Source organism: Amycolatopsis sp. NBC_00348, assembly GCF_036114655.1.
Classification (GTDB): domain Bacteria; phylum Actinomycetota; class Actinomycetes; order Mycobacteriales; family Pseudonocardiaceae; genus Amycolatopsis.
In genome coordinates this window covers 1,702,221-1,726,371 of sequence record NZ_CP107994.1, presented here as the reverse complement: position 1 = coordinate 1,726,371, position 24,151 = coordinate 1,702,221, and the positions used below count along the sequence as shown (strand labels likewise).

The following is a 24,151-nucleotide window of genomic DNA, read 5'->3' as shown; positions in this document are numbered from 1 at the left end:
GACTGGCTGTGGAGGTCCGTCGCAGAGCCGTCCCGGGCGCGTTTCCCCCCAACCCGCCCGGGCCGGTTCGTCCACCGGACGCCGTGACCGATTTCCGCCGGTCCGGGCTTCGCGCGGCGGGCAGACTCGGCGGCATGGCCGACACCTTCGACGACGTCCTCGACCGGTTCCGCCGCGCGACCAAGGGTTTCGAACACCACCTGCGCGCGGTGCCACCCGGCGGCTGGGGCGCGCCGACGCCGTGCCCCGAGTGGGACGTCCGGCAGCTGGCCAACCACATGACGCGTGGCAACCTCAACTACGTCGGCCTCGTCCGCGGTGCCACCGGTGCGGAGTTCCTGGCCCAGCGGGACGCCGACGCGCTCGGCGACGACCCGGTCACGGCGTTCACCGCGTCGGCCGAGGCCTGTGCGGACGCGTTCGCCGGGAGCGGCGCGCTCGACCGCGTCGTCGACTACCCGATGGGCAAACTGACCGGGCGGCGGGCCCTGGCCGTGCGGACCGCCGACAGCGTCGTGCACACCTGGGACCTGGCGCGCGCTCGGGGCCGGCGACACGCTCGACGCGGACCTCGTCGCCTGGGTCGACGACGGTTACGACGACATCTTCGCCGGGCTCGCGGTCGACCGGTTCTTCGCGGACCCGCCGGCCGGCGCGCCCCCGGCGTCACGCCAGGACCGGCTGCTCACGCGGTTCGGCCGCGACCCCCGCTGACCGGGCAGCCCAGCCGGTCGGCCAGCTCGGTCAGGGCCTGACCCAGCGGCCGGTCCACCCGGACCGTCGCGTAGCGGTCGCCGCGGGTCTCGCCCTGGTTGACGATCACCACCGGCTTGCCCGCGTTCGCCGCGTGCCGGACGAACCGCAGGCCGGACATCACCGTCAGGGACGAGCCGAGGACCACCAGCGCGTCGGCGTCGTCGACCAGCCGGAAGCACTGCTCGACACGCGGCCGGGGCACGTTCTCGCCGAAGAACACCACGTCGGGCTTGAGCACGCCGGACACGCAGTCCGCGCACGGCACCAGGCCGAACCGGCGCACGACGTCCTCGGGCAGCTCGGCGTCGCCGTCCGGGTTGATCCGGGTCGCCGTGCCCTCGAAGTCCGGGTTGGCCGCGCGCAGCCGCCGGTCCAGCTCGGCGCGCGGGCTGGTGCGCCGGCAGTCCAGGCAGATCACGCGGTCGAGGCTGCCGTGCAGCTCGACGGCGTCCGCGGTGCCCGCCGCCTGGTGCAGGCCGTCGACGTTCTGGGTGATCACGCCGGCGACGTACCCGCCGTCGCGCAGGGCGGTCACCGCGCGGTGACCGTCGTTGGGGTCGGCGCGGGCGATCGTGCGCCAGCCGAGGTGGCTGCGCGCCCAGTACCGCTGCCGGCCGGCGTCGCTGGTGACGAACTCGTCGTAGGTCATCGGCGTGTGCCGGCGCAGGCTGCCGCTCTCGCCGCGGTAGTCGGGGATCCCGGACTCCGTGGACAGGCCGGCGCCGCTCAGCACCGCGACCCGCCGACGCGCGACGACGGCGGTCAGCTCGTCGAGGCCGGCCGTCCGCGGCAGCGGCGCGTCCGTCGAGGTCCAGGTCAGGGTGGGCCGTGTCCGCACCGGACCAGCCTACGTGGACTTCCCGGACCGGCGCGCGCCGTCGGACGCCGGATTCCGCTCCGTTCGCCGACGGTGGTCAAGGATTCCGCCGCACGTGAGCCTGCACGTGCCGCGACTGTTCGTCGGGGAGGTCCTCCGGAGATCCACCCAGCCGGTGCCGCCGGTCTCCGGTCCGGTGAAAATCCGCCTTCCGCGGGCACGGCCCGTACCGGCGGGAACCGTCCCAACGGGCGGGTTTGGTCACCCGGTCCCCCGGCGCAGTCCTCTGGTGTCGGCAAAAACCGTCCATCGAGGAGGTTGTGATGTTCCGGAAAATGGTGGCCTGCGGCGCGACCGCGGTGGTGGCGGCGCTCGCCCCGGGGTGGTCCGCGCCCGCGTCCGCCGCGGACCTCTACCCCGCCCAGGTCCTCCAGCTGACCAACAGCAACCGGGTCCAGAACGGGTGCAAGCCGCTGACCAGCGACCCGCAGCTGGCCGTGGCCGCCCAGGCGCACAACGACGAAATGGCGAAGTACCGCTACTTCAGCCATACCGGCCGCAAGGGCGAGGGACCCGCGGTGCGGATCACCGACGCCGGGTACCGCTGGGCACAGTGGGCCGAGAACATCGCGGCCGGGCGGCGCACCCCCACCGCGGTCGTCGACGCGTGGATGCACAGCCCGGTGCACCGGGCCAACATCCTCGACTGCTCGCTGCGCGAGATCGGCATCGGCTACAGCGTCGACTCGGCGAAGAAGGCGTACTGGACGCAGGACTTCGGGACGCCCCGGACGTAGGCCGGCCGGACCGGGCGCCATGATCCACTGTGGACTCCGGCGCCCGGTCCCCCGGTCGCGCTCGGTCGCCGTCCGGATCGCGTAGTCTCCTCACGCCTGGCGAGTGGTGGAGGAAGACGCGTGAGCTGGCAGTTCGGGCCGTACCGGGTGGAGTCGCTGATCGCCCGCGGCGGGATGGGCGAGGTGCTGCGCGCCTACGACACGCGCCACGACCGCGTCGTGGCGCTGAAGCTGCTCGCCCCGGAGTTCGCCGCCGACCACGACTTCCAGGAGCGGTTCCGGCGCGAGGCGCACGCCGTCGCGCGGCTGCGGGAGCCGCACGTCATCCCGATCCACGCCTACGGCGAGATCGACGGGCGCCTCTACCTCGACATGCGCCTGGTCGAGGGCGACGACCTCGGCTCCCGGCTCACCGCCGGTGGGCCGCTCGCCCCCGCCGACGCCGTCGACGTCGTCGGCCAGGTCGCGCAGGCCCTGGCCGCCGCGCACGCCGAAGGCCTGGTGCACCGGGACGTCAAGCCGTCGAACGTGCTCGTCGGCCCGACCGGCTTCGCCTACCTCGTGGACTTCGGCATCGCCCGCGCGGCCGGGCCCGCGACCGGGCTCACCGCGACCGGCGGCGCGGTCGGCACGCTCGACTACATGGCGCCGGAGCGGTTCGCCGACGCGCCCGCCGACCACCGCGTCGACGTCTACGCCCTGGCCTGCGTGCTGCACCAGTGCCTGACCGGCAGCAAGCCCTTCGCGGCGACCACGGCCGCGGCGCTGATCGGCGCCCACCTGCACCAGCCGCCGCCCCGGCCCAGTTCGCTGCGGCCCGGCCTGCCCGCGGCGTTCGACGACGTCGTCGCGCGCGGCATGGCGAAGGACCCGGCCGAGCGCTTCGCGAGCGTCACGGAGCTGGCCGCCGCCGCGCGGGCCGCGCTCGGCGGCCCGCGCCCGGTCCCCGCTGCCGCGCCCCCGACCCGGCAGGCGACCCGGACGACGTCGCCCGCGGTCCCGCGGAGTTCGAAAGCGCCGTGGCTGGTCGCCGGGGTGGCGCTGGTGGCCCTGGTGGCCGTGGCCGCGTGGTTCCTGGTCGACCGGGCGTCGTCGCGGGCCGGGGCGGCACCCACCTCCTCGACGACGGCACCGCCGCCGACGACGTCCTCGCCGGCGAGCGTGCCACCGGTGACGACCACGCAGGTGACCGTGCAGACGTCGGTCGTCCCCGCCGCCGACCTCGGGCTGACGACGCCGCTGAGCACACCCGCGTGCGACGGCTCGTACGTCGTCGTGCTCGGCTCCGCCGTCACGCCGGCCCGCTACCGCACCGATGTCCAGCAGCTGCTGAACGCCCACCCGGGCGCGCGCTACCTGCACACGCCGAGCACCGGCTGCGGTTCGCTGCGGCAGCAGGTGGACGGCGCCGACGTGTACGCCGTCTTCGACGGTCCGTTCACCGGCAAGGAAAGCGCGTGCGCGCGGCGTACCGGAGCCGCCTACGTCAAGCGGCTCGACACGACGTCGTCGCCGGTCGCGGTCGTCACCTGCTGACGAACGGGCCGGCCCAGACCGAGTCCGCGTCCACAAAGGACTGGAGGAGCGCGGTCAAGGTGGCGTCACCGCGGGCGTTCAGCTCTTCGGAGGCGATCCGCCGGGCAACGCCTGCGAGGAAGTCGGCGATCTGGACACGGGCGTCGGACCGCGAGTCGACGAACCGCACGCCGGCCAGCCGGGACCCGAGCGTGGCCTTGAGCTGCAGCACGCGCTCGGCGGTCAGGGCGAGCTGCTCGTCGTGGACCAGGGCGACCGGGGTGCCGTCGGCGCTCCAGTGCCGGATGGTGTGGAGCACCGCGGGCACCAGCGGATCCAGCACCGGCACGACGCTCGCGTCGGTGGCCAGCCGGGCTCGGTAGGCGGCCACGCGGTCGCCGCCGCCCGCGAACCGGCCCATGATCTCGCCGGCTTCGCCCGGCGTCTCGGCGAGCTTCGTGACCAGCGCGAAGAACTCGGCGGGCGACGTCGGCACGCCCCGGCGTGGCCGGAGCCGCAGCACGCTGGTGAAGGCCGCGAGGAAGAAGTCCCAGTCGGCGCCGAAGGCGGCCGGGCCCTCGCGGTGGAGGGTGCGCGCCATGGCGGCGGTGCCGTGCTCGGCCAGCAGCGTGACCGCGGCCCGCACGGCGAAGAAGGTCTTGTCGGTCAGGTGCACGTGCCCGCGGCCGGCCAGCGGGCCCGCCGGGTCGAGCAGCCATTCGAGCACCGGCCGGTGCTTGGCGCGCAGCAGGTGGTTCGCCTTGTACTCCTCGGCGGGCGACCCGATGCGGCGGCGGATCTCCCGCACGCAGGCCTCGGCCGCCGCCGGGGACATCCGGATCCCGGCGTGCACGAAGACGTCCGTCTCGCCGCCGACGAGGTTCTCCCCCTCCGAACCCGACTCGTCGCAGGCGATCTCGACCGGGTTCACCCGCCCGATGGTGCCAGACGAACCGGGCGGCGGCGAGTTCTTACCTGCGGTGATCCCGGCCGAAGCCTCGCGTGCGCGCCACCCGGGGGCCCATAATGCGACGCGGTCACGGTTGGGCGACGACGGCTGACGACCGCGCCGTCCGGAGACTGGACGAGCAGGTGCTGGGAGGTGCGGATGAGCACGGACCACGGGCCGGCCCGGCTCGCCCTGGCGGCGGCCGTGGTCGTGCTGCTGCTGGGGGCCGCCGGGGTGCTGGTGCAGCAACGGCTGGCCGGCGCCGGGGACGCGGCCGCGGTGTCCGGAGCGGCCGGCGCGACGCTGACCGTCGGCGACGTCGAGGTCGTCGTGCCCCCGGACGCCGTCCTGGCCGGCACCCGGCTGGCCGCGCACGCCGCGCCGGAGCCGGGCGCCCTGACGCCGGTGGCCCGCCGGACCGGCGGGGGCGCCGAGCTGACCTTCGACGCCGGCGCGCCGCCGCGGCTCCCGGTCCAGGTGCGGATCGCGGTGCCCGCCGCGCCGCCGTCCGGGTTCGCGCCGGTCGTCGTCACCGCGAACGGGACGCGCCTCGCGCTCGCCTCCTACGACGCGTCGACCCGCCGGATCGTCGCCGACCTGGCCCCCGAGGGCGCGTTCTGGGGCGGCCTGCTCGACTTCGCCGCGCTGGGCCGCGACGTCGCCCAGGCGGCGGCCGATCCGCCGCCGACGTGCCTCGGGCGCGCGGCGAGCACGGCCGGCGTCACGGTGGAACTGGGCGGGCCGGCCGACGCGCGGGCACCGGTCGGGGCGTGCGTGACCGAGGACGGCAGCGGCGCGAGCGTCACCCTGACGTCGAACGCGCGGGTGCCCTACCGGATCGTCCTGCCGCCGGGCTGGCCGGCACCGAGCGCCCGCACCGCCGCGCCGAGCACCGCGACCGTCCAGCTGTTCCCGCAGCCCCGGCTGCGCGACCTGCTCTGGCCCGGCGCCGGCGTCACCTACGACGTCCCGGTCGAGCGGCTGCCCGCGAGCATCCGCGGCCAGGCCGACCCCGGCCCGTACCTCGGGCTTGCCCTGGCGTGGACGGCCCACCGCGCGGCGGCGCTGTTCGGCATGGCGCTCGCCCGGCCGGGCGAGCTCGAGCAGGACCCCGGCGTGCTGGCCTGCGCGGCGGACGCCGGCGCCGCGCACTACGCCGCCGACCGGCCGTTCGCCCAGGTCGCGGCCGAGGTCTGGGCCGCGTTGACGCCGTGCGGCACGGCGGACGCGGGCGCGTTGCACAGCTTCCTGGCCGCCGGGATCGGCCCGGTGACCGGCTGGCTCGCCGACGCCGCGAAAGGCCCCGCCTTCGCGGTGCCGCTGACCGTGGGCAGCGGCACCGAGCGGTTCACCCAGACCGTCGCGTACCGGCCGTGGACCGGCACGCGCGTCACCGCGGGCATCCGCACGACGGCCGCGACCGGCACCTGCTCGGCGGCGTCGACGGTGTCCGGCCGGCACGACGCCTACCGCTGCGCGGTCAAGGACAAGGTGTACGACCCGTGTTTCGCCGCCACGGCGCCGAACGCGCGACACCAGGTCGTCTGCCCGTCCACGGCGACGAAGGCCGTGCTGCTGACCTACACCGGGACCCTGCCGTCGCCGCCCCAGGGCGACGGCACGGCGAACCCGTTCCTCCTCGCCCTGGACGGCGGCCTGCAGTGCCTCGGCGTCACCGGCGGCGCGCCCCCGGTGGCCGGCCTGAACGCCCGGTTCGCCTGCAGCGCCAAGACGTTCCTCTACGGCGACCCGGACCCGGCGAATCCCTTGTGGACGGTCCAGGCCGCGGACCAGGCCCCGCCGCTGCGGCAGATGACGATCGCGAAGGCCTACGCCTAGGGTCCGCAGCAAGGCGGCGGCATGGACAACTCCAGTCCACGCAGGAGTAACACAGTGGACGCCGTTTTCGACCTTATCGACAACACCGTCGCCACCACCGCCGGTCGCTCCGGACCACCGCCAGATGGCCGGGCGGCGCCGTGAAGCATCGCTGATCTTCCGCCACCCGCTGCGCCTGCACCGCCCGGGGGACGACAACTCGGAAAGAGCGAACCACCATGAAGAAGATCGTTATCGGCGTCGGCATCGGCATCGCCCTGCTCGTCATCGCCACGGCGTGCAACAGCCCGACGACTCGCGCGTCCGCGCCGACCGAACAGCCCGCCGCGGCCACCGACCAGCCGACCACCAGCCAGCCTGCCACTACCCAGCCGGCCACCTACCCGCCCAGCACGCCGTCGCCGACCAGCGCGCCGTCGCCGACCAGCTCGAGCCGCAACGACGAAACGAGCACAGTGGAGGCGGCCGCACAGTTCTCGCCGCAGGTGGAGATGGCTCGCGACAAGGCGCAGAGTTACCTCGGTTTCAGCGCGTTCTCACGCAACGGCCTGATCCGGCAGCTGTCGTCGGACGCTGGTGAAGGGTTTCCGAAAGCCGTGGCCACCGAAGCCGTGGACAGCCTGTCGGTCGACTGGAACGCGCAGGCCGTCAAGTCGGCCGAGAGCTACCTGAGCTTCACGTCGTTCTCCTGCTCAGGCCTGAAGCAGCAGCTCTCGTCGTCTGCCGGTGAGGGCTACACCAAGGCGCAGGCCGCCTACGGAGCCGGCCGGACCGACGCGTGCAAGTGAAGCCGAGCGCCTGATCCCCATCGTGGCCGGTCCGCAGAAGCCTGCCTGGCGAGATCAGGCCAGCGTGATCTTGCCGCCGGTGACCGTCACCGTCTTCTTCTCCAGTGGCTGATTCGCCGGGCCCGCCGCCACCGAGCCGTCGGCGATCTTGAACTTGCTGCCGTGGCAGGGGCAGTTGATGGTGCCGTCCGCGACGGCGTCGACCGCGCAGCCCTGGTGGGTGCAGATCGCCGAGAACGCGGCGAACGTCCCCGCCGCGGGCTGCGTCACCACTACCTGCTTGTCCGCGAACACCTTTCCGCCGCCGACCGGGACGTCGGCCGCCGCGCCCAGCTCGGTGCCGCTGCCCGCGGCGGGTGGCGGTGCGGACGTCCCGTTCGTGCCGCCGCCGTAGGTGCTGCAGCCGGCCACCAAGCCGGCGCCCAGCACCGCGAGCGCCGTCCGGCGGGCCAGCGTTTCCTCTTCGCGCACGATCGTCCCCCTAGAAGGTCAAGCCGGATTGGGTGAAGAACCACAGCGACGCGCTCAGCCAGAGGCCGACCAGCGCGGTGAAGACCAGCCCGCCGACGACCGGGAGCGACCAGCCGGGCGCGCCGTCCTTGTGCAGCAGCAACATCTTCACGACGAAGATGCCGTAGAAGAAGCAGCCCAGCAGGGAGTGCAGCAGCACGCGGGTGTCGAACGACTGGAACCCGAGCGCGTACAGGCAGTGCAGCGCCACCGGGATCGACACGAGGAACGCCAGGCGCCCCGACCAGCGGTGCACCGGCCCAATCCACGCGGGCGCGCCGCTCCCGAGCTTGCCGTACAGCACCAGCGCCGTGACCAGCTGCACGATGGCCAGCACGACGACGACCGTGGCGAGCCACGCCTTCACCGCCTGCGGGCTCGAGAAGCCCGCGACGTTGATGGCCACGCCGGTGGGTGTGTGCAGGTTGCCATAGACGCCGAGCGCCACCGCGACGACGGCGCCGATCGCCAGCGGCACGAGGAGCGCGGCCCCGGCGCGGTTGTTCCTCGCGGGCGCGGTCATCAGAACCCACCCGCGATCCCGCTGATCGCCTCGGCGGTCACCGGCGCGCCGTCGACCGTCGCGGTCCCGGCCGCCGGGTCGAGGGCCGGTGCGGCGATCGACTGCTGGTCGTCGTCCGTGGTGAGGATGCCGACCTGGCTGCCGTCGGCCTGGACGATCCAGCCGACCTTCGCGCCCTTGCCCTTCACCTTCGGCGTCGCGCGGTAGAGCCCGGCGGGTTTCTTCGCCGGACCCGCGGTGAACTTCCACGTCTTGCCGCCCGCCGTGACCGAGCCGGTCACCGCCGCGGCGTCGTAGCTGCCGGCGAGGTTCGCGCCCTTGGTGCCCTTGAGGTCCAGCTTCCCGCCGACGGTCACGCCCTGCAGCCAGGCCTCGACCTTCTTGCCGTCGCAGACGTAGGCGATCGCGTGGCCGTCGCGGACCGACACCGCGACCGACGCGCCGCCGCCGTCGACGTGCCCGGCGTAGTCGGCCCGCGCGGGCGCGTCGACCGTCTTGGCCGGCTGGGTCGTTGATGTCGTTGGTGTCGGCTGTGCCGTGGGCGGCGCGCCCGCGGCGTTAGCGGCGCCGGCGACCGGCGGCGCGCCGGTCCCCGTCGCCAAGTTGGCTACCCCGATCCCGCCGGCGAGCGCGACGCCCGCGAGCAGGGTGAACAACGGTCCCGGATGTTTCATGATCGTCCCCGCATTCCCTCTCCACCACCGTGCCCTTGACACGGACGTCGGAGCCGAGCGGCTCAACGCTACGCGAGGAAAAGAGCTATCGCTTAGCCCCTGCAAGTGGTCGGCGCGCGTGGTTGACTGGCGCCATGCTGCCCTGGGACGGCGACCTCGCCGGCCGGCTCGACCGGCACACCGTGAACTCCGCGCTGCTGCGCGGCAATCCGCTCGGCGACCCGCACGAGCGGCCGCTGTGGGTGTACGTCCCACCGGGCTACGACGACTCCGCCGAACGCTATCCCGCGGTGTACGTGATCCAGGGCTACACCGGGCACCTGGCGATGTGGGCCAACCGCACAGCGTTCCGGCAGCCGTTCCCCGAGACGGCCGACGCGGTCTTCGCCGCCGGGGCGCCGGGCTGCGTCGTGGTGTACGTCGACGCGTGGACCGCTTACGGGGGCTCGCAGTTCGTCGACTCGCCCGGCACCGGGCGGTACCACTCGTACCTGTGCGACGAGATCGTGCCGTGGGTCGACGAGCACTACCGCACCATCCCGGACCGCGAATCCCGCGCGATCACGGGCAAGTCGTCGGGCGGCTTCGGCGCGATGATCACGCCGATGCTGCGCCCGGACCTGTTCGGCGCGCTGGCCACCCACGCGGGCGACACGCTGTACGAACTCTGCTACGTCCCCGACTTCGGCGACGCCGTCCGCGCCCTGCGCGGCTACGACCAGGACATCCAGCGGTGGTGGGCGGACTTCCGCGCCCGTCCGGCGTTCACCAAGCCGGAGGACGCGAACCTGCTGCAGCTGATCGGCGTCTCCGCCTGTTTCTCGCCGGGCGCGGACGGCCGCCCGGAGCTGCCGTTCGACCCCGCGACTGGCGTGCTGCGCCCGGAGACGTGGCAGCGCTGGCTGGACTGGGACCCGGTCCGGATGGCGCCCGGCCACGCCGAGGCACTCCGGTCCCTGCGCGCGGTCTGGATCGACGCGGGCACGCGCGACGAGTACTACCTCGATGTCGGCGCGCAGGCGTTCCGGGACCAGCTCGCGAAGGCGGGCGTCCCGGACGAGCGGGTGCACTTCGAGCTGTTCGACGCCGGCCACGCCGCGATCGACTACCGCTACCCGCTTTCGCTGGCCTGGCTGGCGGAACGGCTGGCCCGCTGACGGAGGTTCAGCCGCCCGCCTGCTCGATCACCTGGTCACGCAGAGGCAAGTCACGCGGGTGCAATGCGACTGCGTCTGGGGCGGGCTTGCCGTGCTCCCGCAGGTATCGAGCGAGGCGGTTGAACGTGGCCGGGTTGTAGTCAGCTGAACGCGGGTTGGCATTGAATTTCACCCGGAAACCCGGCCTAGCCCCGTCCTCGTCAGTCAGACCAGGGTCATTGCAGGTCAGATGCATGGTCTGCGAAGGTTCGTGGAACCAGATCTTGACGGGATACTGGGCGTCGCCCAGGATCGCGTAGTTCCCGTCGCTCATGTCGGCTCCTCTCGTGGTGGTGTCGTGGTCCTCCGACGGCCGGCGCCGGGGTTTCGTTACAGCGGGACGGCCGCCGCTAGGCTCGGGGGATGGTGACCGAGACCGATCTGGTGCTGCCCGATGGGCGGACCCTGCACGTCTACGACACCGGGACGCCCGCGCGGCTCACCGTGGTCTGGCACCACGGGACGCCCAACGTCGGTACGCCGCCCCCGCCGCTCGTCCGGGCGCGGCACGACGTCCGGTGGGTGTCCTACGACCGGCCCGGTTACGGCGGCTCCACGCCCCTTCCCGGGCGGGACGTCGCCAACGCCGCCGCGTGCACCGCCGCCGTCGTCGACGCGCTCGGTATCGACGAATTCGCCGTCGCAGGGCACTCCGGTGGCGGGGCGCACGCCCTCGCCTGCGGGGCCCTGCTGCCGGCGAGGGTCCTCGCCGTCGTGAGCATTTCCGCGATGGCGCCCTTCGACGCCGCGGGGCTCGACTGGTTCGGCGGCATGGCCTCGGCCAGCGCGGCTTCCCTGCGCGCCGCTGCCGAAGGTCGTGTGGCCAAGGAGAAGTACGAGGCCGCCGCCGAGTTCGATCCCGGCGTCTTCACCGACGCGGACTTGGCCGCGCTCAACGGTTCGCAGGCGTGGCTGAACGACGTCGTCGGGCCGGCGCTGGCGGCCGGGCCGGGCGCCCTGATCGACGACGATCTCGCCTACGTCACCCCGTGGGGCTGCGATCCGGCGCTGATCACCGCTCCCCTGCTGCTGGTGCACGGCGGCCGCGACCGGCTGATCCCCGCGTCGCACGGCAAGTGGCTCGCCGCGCACTGCCCCACCGCGCAGTTCCGGCCGCACCCGGCCGACGGGCACCTCTCGGTGCTCGACCACGCCGCCGACGCCCTCGCGTGGCTCGCGCGCCACTGATCAGGACGCCAGCGCCAGCGAAGCGACGACGGGCGCCACGTACACCAGCGGGAAAGCCAGGTGCGCGCACGACTTCGCCCGCGCGACCGTGATGAGGGCGCCGGTGAAGTAGAGCACCAGGCCGATCCCGGCGGCGACGCCGATCGCCGGGACGACCAGGCCCGCGATCAACCCGGCCGCGCCGGCGGCCTTGGCCGTGCCGAGCCACGGCCACCACGAGCGGGGCACGCCGTACTCGGCGAGCGGCTCCACGACCCACTTCGCGTGGGTGAAGACCGAGAAGGCCGAGAACCCGGCCATGGCGGCACCGGCGATGCTGACGATCAGGTGAGCGGTGGACATCGGGGCTCCTCAAGGGTTTCCGGCCCCGCGGTTCGGGTCCGTCACCTGCTCGACCCCCGCCGCCGCGTCCGTGTGACAGCGATCGACGTGACCGTAATCACCCCTTGAGGGCCGTTGTCCCCTCCCCCCGGACGCCGTGCGCGAGCACGCTTGGGCGATGCTCGTGCTGCGCCTGTTCGGCACCCTCTTCTGGTTCGGTCTCCCGGCCGGTTTCCTGACCTACGCCGTGCACGACCTCGACGTGCGAGACGCGCCGACCTACAGCATCGAGGGCACGGTCGTCGGGCACCGGGACGTGTACCACCAGTCGTCCCAGGACTCGACCGGGTACACGACCTACTTCATCACCGTCCGCAGCGCGACCGGGGACTTCGAGTTCGGCGACGAACAGCAGGCCCTCGACACCGAACCGGGCACGCTGGTCGTGGTGCAGGTGTCGCGGACGACGAACGACATCGTGTCCGTGCGCAAGAACGGCACCGTCGTGGACCTGCGCAACACCGTCGGCAACGACGTCGGCATCATCGTGTTCGCCTCGATCGGCCTCCTCGTCGCGCTCGTGCGCGAATTCCTGCTGGAGGACTACGACATCCCGCGGTGGGTGGGTTTCCTCATCGGCCTGGCCGCCGCCGGCGGCGGGGTGTACGTGGCCTTCCTGCTGATGTGATTCAGCTTTTGAGTGTCACAGTGCGAGCCGCAGGACCACCTCCCCGTCGTCGATCTCGCCGGTCGGCCGGAAGCCGAACTTCCGGTAGAACGGCCCGGGTCCGTCCTCGTCCGGCTGGTGACTGGTGAGCAGCTCGGTGCCGCCGTCCGCGCGCACGAGGCCGGCGACGAGCGTGAGCACCGCACGGCCGTAACCGTGCCCCTGGTGCCGCGCGTCGATCAGCAGCCGCCACAGGAAGTACGGCCCGAGGACACCCGGGCGCCCGGGCGGCACGTCCCAGCTGAGCATGACGAACCCGACCGGCTCATCGCCCGCGTAGACGGCCCGGTACCAGGGCTCGCCCTCCGGCGTCGTCGCCGCGTCCTCCAGGGACCGCGCCACCGACGCGACGAACCGCTGCTGACCGGGGTGCACGTGCAGCGCGCACACGGCATCCCGGTTGGCGTCGGTGATCTCGACCAGCCGCACCGGCGAGCTCATGCCGGGAACACCGGGACCCACAGCTCGATGGCGTCGTACCGGCGGTAGAACTCGACCAGCGGGCGGCTGTCGTCGATCGGCCCGGCGCCCTCGAGCTCCGCCATCCCGGCGCCGATCTTCTCGAAGATGCCCGGCGGCTCACCGGTCAGGTTCCCGCGCAGGTACCAGCCACCGGGCAGGATCCCGGTCGCCAGCCCGAGTTCCGCCGGCCGGTCTTCCTCCTTGATCGGCGTGCACGCCGTGTAGGTGCCCGCCTTGACGTCGGCCCGCCCGTACATCTTGCGGCCGCGCAGCCCGACGAGCCGCTCGAACACCGGCCAGAGTTCCTGGATGCTCGGCAGTTCGTCGGCGGTGGTCTGCTCCATGACCGGGACCTCCGGGCGGTGGATGCGCGTGGGTGGGGCGTGCAGGACCGAGGTCGTCATGGTGTCCATGCAACCACGCGGCACCGACAGTTTCCGCTACTTCACAACGGGGGCAGCCCGATCTCGGCCGGTGTGCGGTCCGGGCGCAGGCCGCGCCACGACGTGTGCCGCAGCCGCCGGTCCGGGGTGAACCGCCGGTAGACGACCTCGCCGACCAGCGACGGCTCGACCCACCGGGCGCCGCGGGCGCGGTCGCGCGGGACCTCGGTGTCGAACGGGCTCGCCGGGCGGGCCAGCGACGCGAGCACGCCGCTGAGGTGCTCGAGCGCGTCGTCGGAGAAGCCGGTGCCGACGTCGCCGAGGTAGACCAGCGCGCCTTCGTCGTCGTAGGCGCCCAGCAGGAGCGCGCCCAGGGTGCCCGCGCGGCGGCCGGCACCGGGCCGCCAGCCGCCGACGACCACCTCGGCCGTGTGGGTCAGCGCGCGCTTGGTCCACACCGGCGACCGCGCGCCGGGCAGGTACGGCGCGTCCAGGCGCTTCGCGACGACGCCCTCGATGCCGTGCTCGGCCGCGGTCGCCAGCAGCTGCGCCGGCGCGATGTCGGCGCGGGTGTACCAGGGCGGCACGACGATCCGGCCGTCCGCCGGCTGGAGCAGTCCGGCGAGCAGCTCGCGCCGCTGCGCGTACGGCAGGTTCAGCAGCGACTCGCCGTCGAGCCACAGCAGGTCGAAGGCGAAGTAGACGACCGGGACCTCCGCGCGCAGCTTCGGCGTCGGCTCGTACATGGCGCGCCGCTGCATCAGCTCGAACTCCGGCCGCCCGGCCGGGTTCAGCGCGACGACCTCGCCGTCCAGCACGGCGGCCCGGCCGCCGAGCGCGGGTCCGAAGACGTCGCCCAGCTCCGGGTACCGGGCCGTGTGGTCGCTGCCGCTGCGGCTGGTGATCCGGGTTTCGCCGGTGCCCGCGACGCGCACGCACCCGCGGAACCCGTCCCACTTCCACTCGTAGCCGTGCTGGTCGTCGTCCGGGAGCGGCCCGTCGACGGCCAGCATCGGCGCCACCGCGTCCGGCACCGTGCTCGTCCCCACCATGCCGTCCAGTGTGGAGGATGGGGGCCCGCGTGCCTAGGCGCTGTCCTGCGAGTCAAGCTCGCGGTCTTCGCGCCCAGGCGGCCCCTGACGGCACGGGCGGCTCACCCGAGTACAACCCCCGGTACGAGGGCGACCCGCCCGCACCGCCAGGAACCACCTGGATCACGAAGCCCATCGAGCAGACTCACAGGACAGCGCCTAGCCGGTCGGCAGCAGCGGCAGCAGGTCCTGGTGGCTCCCGGCGCGGCGCAACACCGGGGAACCCAGCCCGTCCGGGGCCAGGTCACCGGCGCGCAGCGCGGCCAGGAACCGGACGATCACCCGGGGGTCCGGCAGGATGTCGGCCCCGCCCAGGTAGGCCAGCACGATCATCTCCTCCCCGCACGCCGCCTCGACCGCGACCGCCCAGCCGTGCACCTCGTCCCACAGCAGGGCGACGTCGCGCTCGGGGAAGCGCCGCAGCCGCCAGTCGACGGCGAGGTAGGCCGACACCGGGACGTCGACGTCCACGGTGCACGACTCGAGGCCGAAGCCCAGTGCCCGGGCCACCTCGCCGAGGTAGGCGCGCAAGCCGCGCTGGAACCAGAACTCGAGATCGGCGTCGATCAGGCCGGACACCCGTTTCCTTTCCCTCCTCCGAAGCCGGCCGGGCGCCCTGCCCGGCCGGTCGTGCCGGGATCAGCCGACGGCGGCGAGCGCGTCGGCGCGGTCCCGGTAGCAGGAGAAGCCGGTGGCACCGGCTCCTCGCAGCAACCGCCACAGCCGCGGGGTCCGCACCACCCAGGCGACCGGGACGGCCGCTTCCTCGGCCGCGCCCTGCAGCCGGTGCAGCGCGCGGAGGCCGACCCCGGAGCAGAACCGCACCTGGCCGAGGTCGAGCACGAGCACGCCACCCGCGCGAATCGCGGTTTCCCCACATTCGACAAGAATTCCGACGGTGGCGAGATCAATGTCACCGGCCACGGTGACGACCGTGCTCCTGGCCCCTTCGAGCACCGTGGTGACCGCGAACGGCTCGCACAACGCGCCCGGCGAACTGCGGCCGAATGCCCGCGAAAGCCGCGGTGGTTTCTGGATTCTCATGACCGGCTCCGGCGGCTCATGCTGACGGTTTACGCGTAGACCGTACCGAGTCCGTCCACCTTGGCGCACAACGGGAACCGCCCGGCCGATGGGTCGTGCACCGACACGCCCGTCTGCACGTGCACGGGTCCGTTGTGGACGATCAAATAGCGCTGGTCAGGCTGGTGTCCGGCAATTCTTCGCGGCATCCCGGCGGCCACCGCGAGAACCGGAGGCGAATCGGCGGAGAATTGCGTTTTCCGAAATTCAGCCGAATGCCGGAATCGGCACGCGCGTCCGCTCGACGTCCGCGAAGAGGTCGCCGAGTTCGTCGACGCGCTCCAGGACCTCGTCCGCGGTGAACCGCAGGTGCGTGACGTGCCGGCAGGCGCGGACCTCGTCCCAAGTGACCGGAGTGGACACCGTCGGCTCGTCGCGCCCGCGCAGCGAGTACGGCGCCACCGTGGTCTTGAACGGGTTGTTCTGGCTCCAGTCGATGAAGATCTTGCCCGGGCGCAGGGTCTTCGTCATCCGCGCGACGACCAGATCCGGGGTCTCGCCGGCCAGCCGCTCGGCCAGCGCCTTCGCGTACTGCGACGTCTCCCCGGCGTCGGCGGTCACCACGCCCGCGTAGAGCTGCATGCCCTTGGAGCCACTGGTCTTCGCGACCGGGCTGAAGCCGTCGTCGGCCAGCACGTCGTAGAGCCGCTCGGCGACCCGGCAGCAGTCGACGACGGTCGCGCCGGGGCCCGGGTCGAGGTCGAACACCAGCCGGTCCGGCAGGCTCCGCTCGTCACCGTCCACGACGGTCCACTGGTGGACGTGCAGTTCGAGCGCGGCGAGGTTGGCCGCCCAGACGAGCTCGGGCAGGTCGTTGATCAGCGGGTAGTTGACGATCTCGGGTTCCTTGCCGCGGCCGGCGACGGTGAGGCTCGCGGTGCGGACCCACTCCGGGGCGTGCCGGGAGACGTCCTTCTCGAAGAACGAGCCGCCGGTGACGCCGTCGGGGAAGCGCACGAAGGTCATCGCCCGGTCGTGGATGTGCGGCAGCAGCACGGGAGCGATCCGCGTGTAGTAGTCGAGCACCTCGCCCTTGGTGAACCCGGTCTTCGGGTAGAGCACCTTTTCGAGGTTCGAGAGCGTCAGCTGCCGCTCGCCCACCCGCACCGTGATCCGGCTCCCCGCCACGCCGGACACGCTACCGCGCTCCCGGGGGTTGAGCGCGCTGGTCACTCCTGGTTATGATGCAGTCGTATCAACAACGGGAGGGGGACAGCATGAAGTTCGGGGTGCTGCAGGTGCTGGGGATGGTGCTGCTGGTGGCCGGCGCGCAGGGCGCGATCCGGCTGCTGATCGACCACGGGAACCTCGGCCTGCTCGCCTGGCTCGACGCGGGGTTCGCGGGGACGCTGGTCTGCTACCTGGTCGTGACGGCGATCGGCGTCGCCCTGACGGGCTGGGCCCACGACCGCGCCAAAGCGGCCGGCGACCGGGACTAGCGGCCGCGCGGACCGCCGCCCGATCGCGACGCCGGCCGGCTCGGCGACGCCCGGCGCGACCTGCCGCGGCCGGTCACGCCGGGCGATCACCGAAGACTCGGCCGGGTGTGGCGTCAGGCGGCCCGGAAGCGGGTGCGCAGCTCCCCGATCCCCTCGATCCGGCTGACGAGCACGTCGTCCGGCCCGAGGTAGCGCGGCGGGCTCATCCGGTTGCCCACGCCCGCCGGCGTGCCGGTGAAGACGAGGTCGCCCGGCAGCAGCGGGCAGATCGCCGACAGCCGCGCGATCAGCTCCGGCACGTCGAAGATCATCTCGCCGGTCCGCGCCTTCTGGACGACCGTGCCGTTCAGCTCGGTGACCAGCCGGAGGTCGCCGGGGTCGGCGAACTCGTCCGGCGTCACCAGGGCCGGGCCGGTCGGGCCGAAGCCCGGGAACGACTTGCCGAGCGAGAACTGCGGCGGCGTGCCGAGCAGCTGGATGCCGCGCTCGGACAGGTCCTGCCCGACGGTCAGCCCGGCGACGTGGTGCCACGCGTCCCCGGCGGGGATCCGGTGCCCGCCGACGCCGATCACCGCGACCAGCTCGACCTCCCAGTCGACGCGGTCGCCGGGCAGCTCCACCGTGGTGTCCGGGCCCGTGATGCAGCTCGGGAACTTGGTGAACACCAGCGGATCGGCGGGCGGCTGGTAGCCCGCTTCGGCGGCGTGCGGCGGGTAGTTGAGGGCGACCGCGAAGACCTGGCGCGGCCGCGGCACGGGCGCGTCGAGCGCGCGGCCGGCCAGGGGCTCCGCCGCGGGCAGCGCCGCGTTCGCCGCCCACACCCGGAACGCCGTCCACTCCTCGAGGACGGCCATCGGATCGGGGCCGAACCGGCCGTCGCTGGCGCCGGCGACGTCGATGACGCCGTCGCCGGCGACCAGGACCGCGCGGTCGTCCACTGTGGACAGGCGCATCAGACCCACTGGTCCGCGGCCGGCGGCGGCGTGCCGTGGGCGTCCTGCCAGGACACGACCGGGTTGCGCAGCACGCCGATGCCCTCGATCTCGGCCTCGACGACGTCGCCGGGCTTGAGGTAGTTCGCGAACGGGTCTTCGGTGCTGGCCGCGACGCCGGCGACCGTGCCGGTGGTGATGAGGTCGCCCGCGCTGTAGGTCTGCGGCGAGTGGTACGCGATGAGCTGCGGGATCGACACGGACATCCGCCCGGTGTTGGACTTCTGCCGGACCTGGCCGTTGACGCGCAGCTCCATGTCCAGGTTGTGCGGGTCCTCGATCTCGTCGGCCGTCACGATGTACGGGCCGATCGGGCAGAACGTCTCGATGGCCTTGGAGAAGGAGAAGACGCCCGACTCCATCTCGCGGCGCTGGATGTCGCGCGCGGTGATGTCGTTGAAGACCAGGTAGCCGCCGATGTGCTCGGCCGCCTGCTCGGCGGTGAAGAACTTGCCCGGCTTGCCGAGCACGATCGCCAGTTCCAGCTCGTAGTCCAGCTCGGACGTCAGGTGCGACGGGTAGACGATCGGCTCCTCCGGGCCGATGATCGCGTCGACGTTCTGGAAGAAGACGATGCCCTTGTTGACCGGGTGCGACCAGTTCACCCGGACGAGGTCCTCATGGTGCTCGCGGAAGTTCCCGGCGGTGTGGAAGAACTTCTTCGGCACGATCGGCGCGCACAGGCGCACGTCGGCCAGCGGGTAGCGGCGGCCGGTCTCGGGCACGTCCCGGTCGCGTTCGAAGAACTCGCGCGTCGAGGCGGTGTCGAGTTCCAGCACCTGGTCGTCGGCGATGCGCCCGACCTGGTTGTCGTTGAAGGTGACGAGCTTCATCGGAGTCCACTTCCTGCGGGGTCGGCCACGCGGAACACACGCAGCTGGAGGGCCAGCGTCGCGTAGTAGCCCACCAAAGTCGTCAGCTCGACGGCCATCCGGTTGCCAATGATTGGCACGACCTCGGCGTAGGTCACGTCGTCGACGTCCTCCTCGCGCAGGAGCGCGGACACGAACCGCAGCGCGGCCCGCTCGGTCTCATCGGCCAGGTCCGGGATCGCACCCGCGCGGACGGCCTCGACCTGCGCCCCGGTGAGCCCGGCGGCGAGCGCGTGCGGCTCGTGGGCGTGCTGCTCGAACGCGCTGGCCCAGCGGGCCGCGACGGCGAGGATCGCCAGCTCCCGGACGCGGTCGCTCAACGTCGTTTCGTACCGGATCGCGGCGCCGAGCGCCTGCAGCGCCTGCCCGGCCGGGGGCGCGACGAGCATCGCGTTGAACGGGCCGGCGAGCCGTCCTTCGTCGTCCTTCAGGGAGAACCGCTGCGGCCCGGCCGCGCGGGGTCCGCCGGTGATCTCGTCGTACAGCGCCCGCTGCTCGGGGTCCAGGTCGTCGGGGGTGAGGTGCGGCAGCCTGCTCATGCCGCCATCCCACCAGCGCCTCTGGCCCGCGCGCCCGGATCTGCCAACCAATGGCACGGCCGTTTCCCGGCCCGGGCTCCGGACCTAGCGTCGGGCGGACCACGAACGGTGAAGGAGCGTGCGGGTGGACTGGCTCGGGCTGGGCGGGCGGAAGGCCCTGGTGGCGGGCGCCGGCGGGATCGGGGGCGGGGTCGCCGCCGCGCTCGCCGAGGCGGGCGCCGACGTCGTGGTCGCCGACGTCGACGAGGAGCGGCTGGCCGCCGTCGGGACCAAGACGCTGCGGGCGGACCTGACCACGGCCGAGGGCAGCCGCGACTGCGTCGCCCGCGCCACCGAGCTGCTGGGCGGCCTCGACGTCTTCGTGCACGCCGTCGGCGTCAACGACCGGCGCCCGGTGCTCGAGACCCCGGACGAGGTCTGGGACGACATCGTCACGCTCAACCTGGGCAGCGCGTTCTGGACCGGCAAGGCCGCGGGCGAGGTGATGGTGGCGGCCGGGCACGGCCGGATCGTCTACCTCTCGTCGGTGTCCGGGCTGCTCGCGCACCCGCACCACGCGCCGTACGCCGCCACGAAGGGCGGCGTCAACCAGCTCGCCCGGGTGATGGCCCGGGAGTGGGCGGCCAGCGGCGTCACGGTGAACGCCGTCGCGCCCGGCTACACCGAGACCGGGCTGACCCGCCACCACCTCGAGAAGCCCGGCGTCCGCGACGGCCTGACGTCGCTGGTCCCGGCCGGGCGTCTCGGCACCGTCGACGACCTCGTCGGCCCCGTCCTGTTCCTCTGCTCCGACCGCTCGGCGTTCGTCACGGGACACATCCTGTACGCCGACGGCGGCCGCACCCTCGTCTAAGGAGACATTTCGTGACCTTCCCCCAGCGGTTCACCGGCAAGACCGTCCTGGTCACCGGCGCGGGCACCGGTTTCGGCGCGGAGATCGCCGTCCGCGCCGCGCAGGAGGGCGCCGACGTCGCCGTGCACTACCGCGGCTCCCGCGCCGGGGCCGAGCGCACCGCCCAGCGCGTCGAAGAGGCCGGGCGCAAGGCGTTCATCGTGCAGGCCGACATCGCCGAGCGCGCGCAGATCGTCCGGCTGGCCGACGAGGTCTGGAGCCACTTCGGCCGGCTCGACGTCGCGATCAACAACGTCGGCGACGTCGCGCGCGAGCAGATGTCGTGGCGGGACATCACCGAGGAGTCGATCGACCACGTCCTGGCCGTCGACATCAAGGGCACGCTGCTGTGCACCCACGAGTTCGGCGACCGGATGCTCACCCAGGGCGGCGGCGCGATCGTCAACATCGGCTCCACGGTCGTCGCGCGCGGCAGCGCCCGCGCCCCGCAGTACGCGGCGGCCAAGTACGGGATCATCGGCCTGACCAAGTCGTACGCGCGCGCCTTCGCGCCCACCGTGCGGGTGAACGTGTTCGCGCCGGGCTTCATCGAGACCGAGGCGACGCTGGGCCGCGAGGACTGGAAGTCCGGGCGCGGCGAGCAGCTGCGGGGCGACACCCCGCTCGGCCGCATCCCGCGGCCGGAAGAACTCGCGGGGACCGCGCTGTTCCTGGCCACCGCGGACGCGAGCCACATGACCGGCAGCTTCATGGTCGCCGACGGCGGTTACAACATGATCGGTGCATGACTTTCGTCAGTGAGGACGAGCAGATGAGCGAACCCAGAGTGGTGTTCACCGGTGGCCGGGTGTTCGACGGGACCGGCGCTCCGGCGGTACCGGGTGACGTCGTGGTGCGCGGCGACAAGATCGAGTCCGTGCGCGCCGGCGTCGAACCCGAGCCGGGTGACCGGGTCGTCGACTGCCGGGGCGCGACGGTCATGCCGGGCCTGGTGGAGTCGCACGCGCACCTGACGTTCCCGTCCGCCGTCGGGCACGTCGACCCGTCGTTCAACCCGCCGCTGGACGTGTCGTTCTTCCGCCACATGCCGACGCCCGACGAGCACCTCGCGCTCGCCGAGCGCAACGCGCGGATCCTCCTGGACCACGGCTTCACCAGCGCGTACTCCGCCGGCTCGCTGACGCCGGTGCCGACCGAGGTCCGGCTGCGTGACCGGATCGCCGCGGGCCTGACCCCCGGGCCCCGGATGCGGGCGGCGTCGTTCGAACGGGACAACAACCCCGTGCAGCTGGGGCCGAACGGCCCGACGCCCAAGGAGATCGGCCCCGAGGCGGTCCGCGCGTTCATCCGCGAGCAGGCCGCGCTCGGCTTCGACAGCGTCAAGCTGCTGATGAGCAACGACGACGTCTTCTTCGAAGGCGGCTCGATGGTCACCCAGTACAGCGAGGAAGAGGCCGCCGCGGCGGGCGAGCAGGCGCGCGAGTCCGGCGTCTGGCTCAACTGCCACGCGCAGTCACCGGAGTCGATCAAGCTGGCGGTGCGCAGCGGGTTCCGCTCGGTGTACCACTGCTCGTACGCCGACCAGGAGGCGATCGACCTCCTGGAGGAGCACAAGGACGAGATCTTCCTGTCCCCCGCCGTCGGCATCATGTGGGCGAACGTCCACGAGGGCGCCGAGTTCGGCATCGACGCAGGCCTGGCGGAGAAGATGGGCTCGGTGAAGTCGCTCGCCGCGATGGAGCAGCTCTACCCGGAGCTGCGCAAACGCGGCCTGCGCGTGCTGCCCGGCGGCGACTACGGCTTCCCGAACAACCCGATCGGGCGCAACGCGCGGGACCTGGAGCTGTTCGTGCGCCTGTTCGGCTACTCCCCCGCCGAGGCCCTGCGCGCCACGACTCAGTTCGGCGGCCAGGTGCTGGACATGCCGGTCGGCGTGTTGACGGAGGACTACTTCGCCGACATCCTGGTGGTGCGCGGCGACCCGACGTCGGACGTGACTGTGCTGCAGGACAAGGACAATCTCTTGGCGATCATGCAAGGCGGCCGGTTCCACAAGGCACCCGCCGCGTGACGGTCTACCGCGAAGTCCTCGGCTTCCGGCCGCTGGAGCTGGACCTGCACCTGCCTTCCGGCCCCGGCCCGCACCCGGCGATCGTGTACCTGCACGGCGGCGGCTGGCGGCGCGGCTCGCGGCGGACGACGATCCCCGCGTCGCTGTGCCCGACCTTGGCGGAGCGCGGTTTCGCGGTCGCCGCGGTGGACTACCGGCTCAGCGGGGAGGCGCGCTTTCCCGCGCAGCTGGAAGACGTCCGCGCGGCGATCACCTGGCTGCGGTCCGAAGTGGACTGTGCCGCGACGTTCCTGTGGGGCGAGTCGGCGGGCGCCCACCTCGCCCTGCTGGCCGCCCTGGACGGCGGTGATGTCGACGGCGTCGTCGCCTGGTACCCGCCGACCGACCTGCTGGGCCTGCCCGGCGACGTCGACGGCGCGGCCGACGTCTCCCGGGAGGCCGAACTGCTCGGTGTGGACCCGGCGGCGGATCCCGAGCGGGCGCGGGCGGCGAGCCCGCTCACCTTCGCACACCGGAACGCCCCGCCGATCCTGCTGATGCACGGCGACGCCGACGACCTCGTCCCGCCGGCCCAGAGCGAGCGGCTGGCGTCGGCGCTGCGGGCGGTGGGTGCCCCGGTGGAGCTGGACCTGGTCCCGGGCGCGCGGCACATGTGGACGGACGCCCGGGACGTCGGCGCGATCGTGGACCGCTCGGTGCAGTTCCTCCGCGCACTCGGCTGAGCGCCCGCCCGTGGTTCGTCCGTGAAGGCCTCCTTACCGGCTCTTATGGCCGGTAAGGAGGCCTTCACGGCTTTCGGGATGCGGGGGGGGGCGGCGCGCTCGCGGGTCGCGGATCGCGCAGCGGGTGGGCTATGCGAGCGTTCCCGCGATGAGCGTCAGCGCGCGGTCCACCGGCTCGATTGCCGAGGGCAGGCCCAGGAAGCCGTGCAGCATCGAGCGGATCTGGACGTGGTGCACGTCCACCCCGGCGGCCGCCAGCGCGCCCGCGAAGCGCTCCCCTGAAGGTCGCAGGTCGTCGTACTCCGCGGTCAGCAGCAGGGTCGGGCTGAGGTCCGCCAGCACCGCCAGGCCCGGCATCGCGTAGCCGTCCGCGCTGCTCACCGGGCCGCCGAGGTAGGCCTCCGTGATCGAGCGGACCTCGGCCGGCGGGAAGTGCAGGAGCGGCGGCACTTCGGTCATCAGCTGGGTGAGGGACGCCGCCGGCGGCGGGAGTTCCGGGTGCAGCACCGGGTACACCAGCGCGAGCGCCGCGGGCTGCCAGGCGTCGGCGTCGCGCAGGCGCAGGGCCGCGCCCGCCGCGAGGTTGCCGCCCGCGCTGGCGCCGCCCAGCACGATCCGCTCCGGCGCGAGCGTGTCGCGGGCCCAGCGGACCGCGGCCACGACGTCGTCGTGCGGGACGGGGTACGGGACGGCGAGCCGGTAGTCGACGCTGACCACCGTCGCGCCCGCGCGGGTGGCGATCTCGCGCGCCACCCAGTCGGCCTCCGGCATGTCGAGGTCGCCCATCTTGAACGCGCCGCCGTGCAGCCAGACCAGGCACGGCCGCCCCTCGCCGGGCGCGTAGACGCGGACCGGGATCGGCCCGTGCGGTCCGGGTACCTTCTCGTCGCGGGTCTCGACGACCGGCTGCGGGCCGCCTGCCGACGGTGTCATGAACTGGATCATCCGGTCGCGGAACGCGGGATCGGTCACCAGCGCCTCGAACGACGGGACACCGTCGAGCAGCGGGAGCTTCTCGGCGACGGCGGGGTGGATCGGCATGCG

The 24,151-nt window shown here is 73.1% G+C and carries 30 protein-coding genes; 13 read left to right on the top strand and 17 right to left on the bottom strand.

All coding sequences use genetic code 11. The features are described from left to right. Positions 1 to 134 precede the first annotated feature (134 nt). Positions 135 to 755, top strand: coding sequence for a TIGR03086 family metal-binding protein (locus tag OHS58_RS07685; protein ID WP_328647688.1), 621 nt, complete (start codon positions 135 to 137; stop codon positions 753 to 755). On the opposite strand, the gene OHS58_RS07680 is transcribed toward OHS58_RS07685, so the two are convergent. Beyond that, the gene (locus OHS58_RS07680) at positions 686 to 1,594 is read right to left on the bottom strand and encodes an NAD-dependent protein deacetylase (RefSeq protein WP_328647687.1); all 909 of its coding nucleotides are present in this window, start codon (positions 1,592 to 1,594) and stop codon (positions 686 to 688) included. The genes OHS58_RS07685 and OHS58_RS07680 overlap by 70 nt on opposite strands. Before the next feature lie 302 nt (positions 1,595 to 1,896). Here OHS58_RS07680 and OHS58_RS07675 point away from each other — a divergent pair, with 302 nt between their 5' ends. Then, entirely contained in the window at positions 1,897 to 2,370 is a 474-nt protein-coding gene (locus tag OHS58_RS07675) for a CAP domain-containing protein (protein WP_328647686.1), read from the top strand. A 120-nt stretch (positions 2,371 to 2,490) separates the two neighbouring features. Continuing rightward, on the top strand, positions 2,491 to 3,906 hold the full coding sequence (locus OHS58_RS07670) for a serine/threonine-protein kinase (protein WP_328647685.1): 1,416 nt from the start codon (positions 2,491 to 2,493) through the stop codon (positions 3,904 to 3,906). On the opposite strand, the gene OHS58_RS07665 is transcribed toward OHS58_RS07670, so the two are convergent. Beyond that, on the bottom strand, positions 3,896 to 4,816 hold the full coding sequence (locus OHS58_RS07665) for a DUF3800 domain-containing protein (protein ID WP_328647684.1): 921 nt from the start codon (positions 4,814 to 4,816) through the stop codon (positions 3,896 to 3,898). The genes OHS58_RS07670 and OHS58_RS07665 overlap by 11 nt on opposite strands. 177 nt (positions 4,817 to 4,993) lie before the next feature. Here OHS58_RS07665 and OHS58_RS07660 point away from each other — a divergent pair, with 177 nt between their 5' ends. Both OHS58_RS07660 and OHS58_RS07655 read left to right on the top strand, forming a co-directional pair. Beyond that, positions 4,994 to 6,673, top strand: a complete 1,680-nt coding sequence (locus OHS58_RS07660) for a hypothetical protein (RefSeq protein WP_328647683.1) — start codon at positions 4,994 to 4,996, stop codon at positions 6,671 to 6,673. A gap of 218 nt (positions 6,674 to 6,891) precedes the next feature. Then, positions 6,892 to 7,461: an Ltp family lipoprotein gene (locus OHS58_RS07655; protein ID WP_328647682.1), complete on the top strand. Its 570-nt coding sequence runs from the start codon at positions 6,892 to 6,894 to the stop codon at positions 7,459 to 7,461. A 54-nt stretch (positions 7,462 to 7,515) separates the two neighbouring features. Here the strand turns inward: OHS58_RS07655 and OHS58_RS07650 are convergent, their stop codons facing one another. From OHS58_RS07650 to OHS58_RS07640, 3 genes are read right to left on the bottom strand one after another with little or no spacing between them, the layout of a single operon-like run. Then, positions 7,516 to 7,932: a Rieske (2Fe-2S) protein gene (locus tag OHS58_RS07650; protein ID WP_328647681.1), complete on the bottom strand. Its 417-nt coding sequence runs from the start codon at positions 7,930 to 7,932 to the stop codon at positions 7,516 to 7,518. 10 nt (positions 7,933 to 7,942) lie between these two features. Then, positions 7,943 to 8,494 carry a DUF6529 family protein gene (locus OHS58_RS07645; protein WP_328647680.1) on the bottom strand — a complete coding sequence of 184 codons (552 nt, stop codon included), beginning with the start codon at positions 8,492 to 8,494 and terminating at the stop codon, positions 7,943 to 7,945. Beyond that, positions 8,494 to 9,168, bottom strand: coding sequence for a hypothetical protein (locus OHS58_RS07640; protein ID WP_328647679.1), 675 nt, complete (start codon positions 9,166 to 9,168; stop codon positions 8,494 to 8,496). The genes OHS58_RS07645 and OHS58_RS07640 overlap by 1 nt, the downstream gene beginning before the upstream one ends. 134 nt (positions 9,169 to 9,302) lie before the next feature. On the opposite strand from OHS58_RS07640, the gene OHS58_RS07635 reads away from it, so the two are divergent. Beyond that, complete coding sequence (locus tag OHS58_RS07635; protein ID WP_328647678.1) at positions 9,303 to 10,325, top strand: alpha/beta hydrolase; 1,023 nt, start codon at positions 9,303 to 9,305, stop codon at positions 10,323 to 10,325. Positions 10,326 to 10,332: 7 nt separating this feature from the next. Here the strand turns inward: OHS58_RS07635 and OHS58_RS07630 are convergent, their stop codons facing one another. Next, a complete protein-coding gene (locus OHS58_RS07630) occupies positions 10,333 to 10,638 on the bottom strand; it encodes a hypothetical protein (RefSeq protein WP_328647677.1) in 306 nt (101 codons plus the stop codon). 89 nt (positions 10,639 to 10,727) lie between these two features. On the opposite strand from OHS58_RS07630, the gene OHS58_RS07625 reads away from it, so the two are divergent. Continuing rightward, a complete protein-coding gene (locus tag OHS58_RS07625; protein ID WP_328647676.1) occupies positions 10,728 to 11,552 on the top strand; it encodes an alpha/beta fold hydrolase in 825 nt (274 codons plus the stop codon). Here the strand turns inward: OHS58_RS07625 and OHS58_RS07620 are convergent, their stop codons facing one another. Next, a complete protein-coding gene (locus tag OHS58_RS07620; protein ID WP_328647675.1) occupies positions 11,553 to 11,894 on the bottom strand; it encodes a DoxX family protein in 342 nt (113 codons plus the stop codon). It lies immediately after the preceding gene. Positions 11,895 to 12,051: 157 nt separating this feature from the next. Here OHS58_RS07620 and OHS58_RS07615 point away from each other — a divergent pair, with 157 nt between their 5' ends. Further along, positions 12,052 to 12,561: a hypothetical protein gene (locus OHS58_RS07615; RefSeq protein ID WP_328647674.1), complete on the top strand. Its 510-nt coding sequence runs from the start codon at positions 12,052 to 12,054 to the stop codon at positions 12,559 to 12,561. Positions 12,562 to 12,576: 15 nt separating this feature from the next. Here OHS58_RS07615 and OHS58_RS07610 read toward each other — a convergent pair whose 3' ends face one another. From OHS58_RS07610 to ligD (OHS58_RS07585), 6 genes are all read right to left on the bottom strand, one after another. Next, on the bottom strand, positions 12,577 to 13,041 hold the full coding sequence (locus OHS58_RS07610) for a GNAT family N-acetyltransferase (RefSeq protein ID WP_328647673.1): 465 nt from the start codon (positions 13,039 to 13,041) through the stop codon (positions 12,577 to 12,579). Then, positions 13,038 to 13,466 carry a GyrI-like domain-containing protein gene (locus tag OHS58_RS07605; RefSeq protein ID WP_328647672.1) on the bottom strand — a complete coding sequence of 143 codons (429 nt, stop codon included), beginning with the start codon at positions 13,464 to 13,466 and terminating at the stop codon, positions 13,038 to 13,040. The genes OHS58_RS07610 and OHS58_RS07605 overlap by 4 nt, the downstream gene beginning before the upstream one ends. Positions 13,467 to 13,507: 41 nt before the next feature. After that, positions 13,508 to 14,497, bottom strand: a complete 990-nt coding sequence (gene ligD, locus OHS58_RS07600; RefSeq protein ID WP_326950551.1) for a non-homologous end-joining DNA ligase — start codon at positions 14,495 to 14,497, stop codon at positions 13,508 to 13,510. A 198-nt stretch (positions 14,498 to 14,695) separates the two neighbouring features. After that, positions 14,696 to 15,115: a DUF6292 family protein gene (locus OHS58_RS07595; protein ID WP_247052783.1), complete on the bottom strand. Its 420-nt coding sequence runs from the start codon at positions 15,113 to 15,115 to the stop codon at positions 14,696 to 14,698. Between the two features lie 60 nt (positions 15,116 to 15,175). Next, positions 15,176 to 15,580, bottom strand: a complete 405-nt coding sequence (locus OHS58_RS07590; RefSeq protein WP_247052785.1) for an STAS domain-containing protein — start codon at positions 15,578 to 15,580, stop codon at positions 15,176 to 15,178. Positions 15,581 to 15,826: 246 nt separating this feature from the next. Then, positions 15,827 to 16,747 (bottom strand): non-homologous end-joining DNA ligase, encoded by a 921-nt coding sequence (gene ligD / locus OHS58_RS07585; protein ID WP_328647671.1) that lies wholly within the window; start codon positions 16,745 to 16,747, stop codon positions 15,827 to 15,829. A gap of 89 nt (positions 16,748 to 16,836) precedes the next feature. Here ligD (OHS58_RS07585) and OHS58_RS07580 point away from each other — a divergent pair, with 89 nt between their 5' ends. Next, entirely contained in the window at positions 16,837 to 17,058 is a 222-nt protein-coding gene (locus tag OHS58_RS07580) for a hypothetical protein (RefSeq protein ID WP_328647670.1), read from the top strand. 113 nt (positions 17,059 to 17,171) lie between these two features. On the opposite strand, the gene OHS58_RS07575 is transcribed toward OHS58_RS07580, so the two are convergent. The 3 genes from OHS58_RS07575 to OHS58_RS07565 are packed head-to-tail and all read right to left on the bottom strand — an operon-like array spanning position 17,172 to position 19,461. Then, positions 17,172 to 18,011: a fumarylacetoacetate hydrolase family protein gene (locus OHS58_RS07575; protein ID WP_328649779.1), complete on the bottom strand. Its 840-nt coding sequence runs from the start codon at positions 18,009 to 18,011 to the stop codon at positions 17,172 to 17,174. Continuing rightward, entirely contained in the window at positions 18,011 to 18,883 is an 873-nt protein-coding gene (locus OHS58_RS07570) for a fumarylacetoacetate hydrolase family protein (protein ID WP_328647669.1), read from the bottom strand. The genes OHS58_RS07575 and OHS58_RS07570 overlap by 1 nt, the downstream gene beginning before the upstream one ends. Then, on the bottom strand, positions 18,880 to 19,461 hold the full coding sequence (locus OHS58_RS07565) for a carboxymuconolactone decarboxylase family protein (RefSeq protein WP_326950557.1): 582 nt from the start codon (positions 19,459 to 19,461) through the stop codon (positions 18,880 to 18,882). Before OHS58_RS07565 ends, OHS58_RS07570 begins: the two co-directional genes overlap by 4 nt. 124 nt (positions 19,462 to 19,585) lie before the next feature. Here OHS58_RS07565 and OHS58_RS07560 point away from each other — a divergent pair, with 124 nt between their 5' ends. The 4 genes from OHS58_RS07560 to OHS58_RS07545 are packed head-to-tail and all read left to right on the top strand — an operon-like array spanning position 19,586 to position 23,107. Beyond that, on the top strand, positions 19,586 to 20,314 hold the full coding sequence (locus tag OHS58_RS07560; protein WP_328647668.1) for an SDR family NAD(P)-dependent oxidoreductase: 729 nt from the start codon (positions 19,586 to 19,588) through the stop codon (positions 20,312 to 20,314). An 11-nt stretch (positions 20,315 to 20,325) separates the two neighbouring features. After that, positions 20,326 to 21,102 (top strand): SDR family NAD(P)-dependent oxidoreductase, encoded by a 777-nt coding sequence (locus tag OHS58_RS07555; protein WP_326952551.1) that lies wholly within the window; start codon positions 20,326 to 20,328, stop codon positions 21,100 to 21,102. Beyond that, positions 21,099 to 22,385 carry an amidohydrolase family protein gene (locus tag OHS58_RS07550; protein WP_328647667.1) on the top strand — a complete coding sequence of 429 codons (1,287 nt, stop codon included), beginning with the start codon at positions 21,099 to 21,101 and terminating at the stop codon, positions 22,383 to 22,385. Before OHS58_RS07555 ends, OHS58_RS07550 begins: the two co-directional genes overlap by 4 nt. Further along, positions 22,382 to 23,107 (top strand): alpha/beta hydrolase fold domain-containing protein, encoded by a 726-nt coding sequence (locus OHS58_RS07545; RefSeq protein WP_328647666.1) that lies wholly within the window; start codon positions 22,382 to 22,384, stop codon positions 23,105 to 23,107. The genes OHS58_RS07550 and OHS58_RS07545 overlap by 4 nt, the downstream gene beginning before the upstream one ends. A gap of 129 nt (positions 23,108 to 23,236) precedes the next feature. On the opposite strand, the gene OHS58_RS07540 is transcribed toward OHS58_RS07545, so the two are convergent. After that, positions 23,237 to 24,148 carry an alpha/beta hydrolase fold domain-containing protein gene (locus OHS58_RS07540; RefSeq protein WP_328647665.1) on the bottom strand — a complete coding sequence of 304 codons (912 nt, stop codon included), beginning with the start codon at positions 24,146 to 24,148 and terminating at the stop codon, positions 23,237 to 23,239. Positions 24,149 to 24,151 lie beyond the last annotated feature (3 nt).

What these genes read in the sequence shown, in the direction of transcription:
- OHS58_RS07590 (WP_247052785.1), bottom strand. Translation starts at nt 15,580, where the DNA reads ATGAGAATCCAGAAACCACCGCGGCTTTCGCGGGCATTCGGCCGCAGT.
- OHS58_RS07605 (WP_328647672.1), bottom strand. Translation starts at nt 13,466, where the DNA reads ATGACGACCTCGGTCCTGCACGCCCCACCCACGCGCATCCACCGCCCG.
- OHS58_RS07625 (WP_328647676.1), top strand. Translation starts at nt 10,728, where the DNA reads ATGGTGACCGAGACCGATCTGGTGCTGCCCGATGGGCGGACCCTGCAC.
- OHS58_RS07660 (WP_328647683.1), top strand. Translation starts at nt 4,994, where the DNA reads ATGAGCACGGACCACGGGCCGGCCCGGCTCGCCCTGGCGGCGGCCGTG.
- OHS58_RS07550 (WP_328647667.1), top strand. Translation starts at nt 21,099, where the DNA reads ATGACTTTCGTCAGTGAGGACGAGCAGATGAGCGAACCCAGAGTGGTG.
- OHS58_RS07675 (WP_328647686.1), top strand. Translation starts at nt 1,897, where the DNA reads ATGTTCCGGAAAATGGTGGCCTGCGGCGCGACCGCGGTGGTGGCGGCG.
- OHS58_RS07570 (WP_328647669.1), bottom strand. Translation starts at nt 18,883, where the DNA reads ATGAAGCTCGTCACCTTCAACGACAACCAGGTCGGGCGCATCGCCGAC.
- OHS58_RS07615 (WP_328647674.1), top strand. Translation starts at nt 12,052, where the DNA reads ATGCTCGTGCTGCGCCTGTTCGGCACCCTCTTCTGGTTCGGTCTCCCG.
- ligD (WP_326950551.1), bottom strand. Translation starts at nt 14,497, where the DNA reads ATGGTGGGGACGAGCACGGTGCCGGACGCGGTGGCGCCGATGCTGGCC.
- OHS58_RS07645 (WP_328647680.1), bottom strand. Translation starts at nt 8,494, where the DNA reads ATGACCGCGCCCGCGAGGAACAACCGCGCCGGGGCCGCGCTCCTCGTG.
- OHS58_RS07565 (WP_326950557.1), bottom strand. Translation starts at nt 19,461, where the DNA reads ATGAGCAGGCTGCCGCACCTCACCCCCGACGACCTGGACCCCGAGCAG.
- OHS58_RS07630 (WP_328647677.1), bottom strand. Translation starts at nt 10,638, where the DNA reads ATGAGCGACGGGAACTACGCGATCCTGGGCGACGCCCAGTATCCCGTC.
- OHS58_RS07580 (WP_328647670.1), top strand. Translation starts at nt 16,837, where the DNA reads ATGAAGTTCGGGGTGCTGCAGGTGCTGGGGATGGTGCTGCTGGTGGCC.
- OHS58_RS07575 (WP_328649779.1), bottom strand. Translation starts at nt 18,011, where the DNA reads ATGCGCCTGTCCACAGTGGACGACCGCGCGGTCCTGGTCGCCGGCGAC.
- OHS58_RS07685 (WP_328647688.1), top strand. Translation starts at nt 135, where the DNA reads ATGGCCGACACCTTCGACGACGTCCTCGACCGGTTCCGCCGCGCGACC.
- OHS58_RS07655 (WP_328647682.1), top strand. Translation starts at nt 6,892, where the DNA reads ATGAAGAAGATCGTTATCGGCGTCGGCATCGGCATCGCCCTGCTCGTC.
- OHS58_RS07635 (WP_328647678.1), top strand. Translation starts at nt 9,303, where the DNA reads ATGCTGCCCTGGGACGGCGACCTCGCCGGCCGGCTCGACCGGCACACC.
- OHS58_RS07640 (WP_328647679.1), bottom strand. Translation starts at nt 9,168, where the DNA reads ATGAAACATCCGGGACCGTTGTTCACCCTGCTCGCGGGCGTCGCGCTC.
- OHS58_RS07620 (WP_328647675.1), bottom strand. Translation starts at nt 11,894, where the DNA reads ATGTCCACCGCTCACCTGATCGTCAGCATCGCCGGTGCCGCCATGGCC.
- OHS58_RS07610 (WP_328647673.1), bottom strand. Translation starts at nt 13,041, where the DNA reads ATGAGCTCGCCGGTGCGGCTGGTCGAGATCACCGACGCCAACCGGGAT.
- OHS58_RS07540 (WP_328647665.1), bottom strand. Translation starts at nt 24,148, where the DNA reads ATGCCGATCCACCCCGCCGTCGCCGAGAAGCTCCCGCTGCTCGACGGT.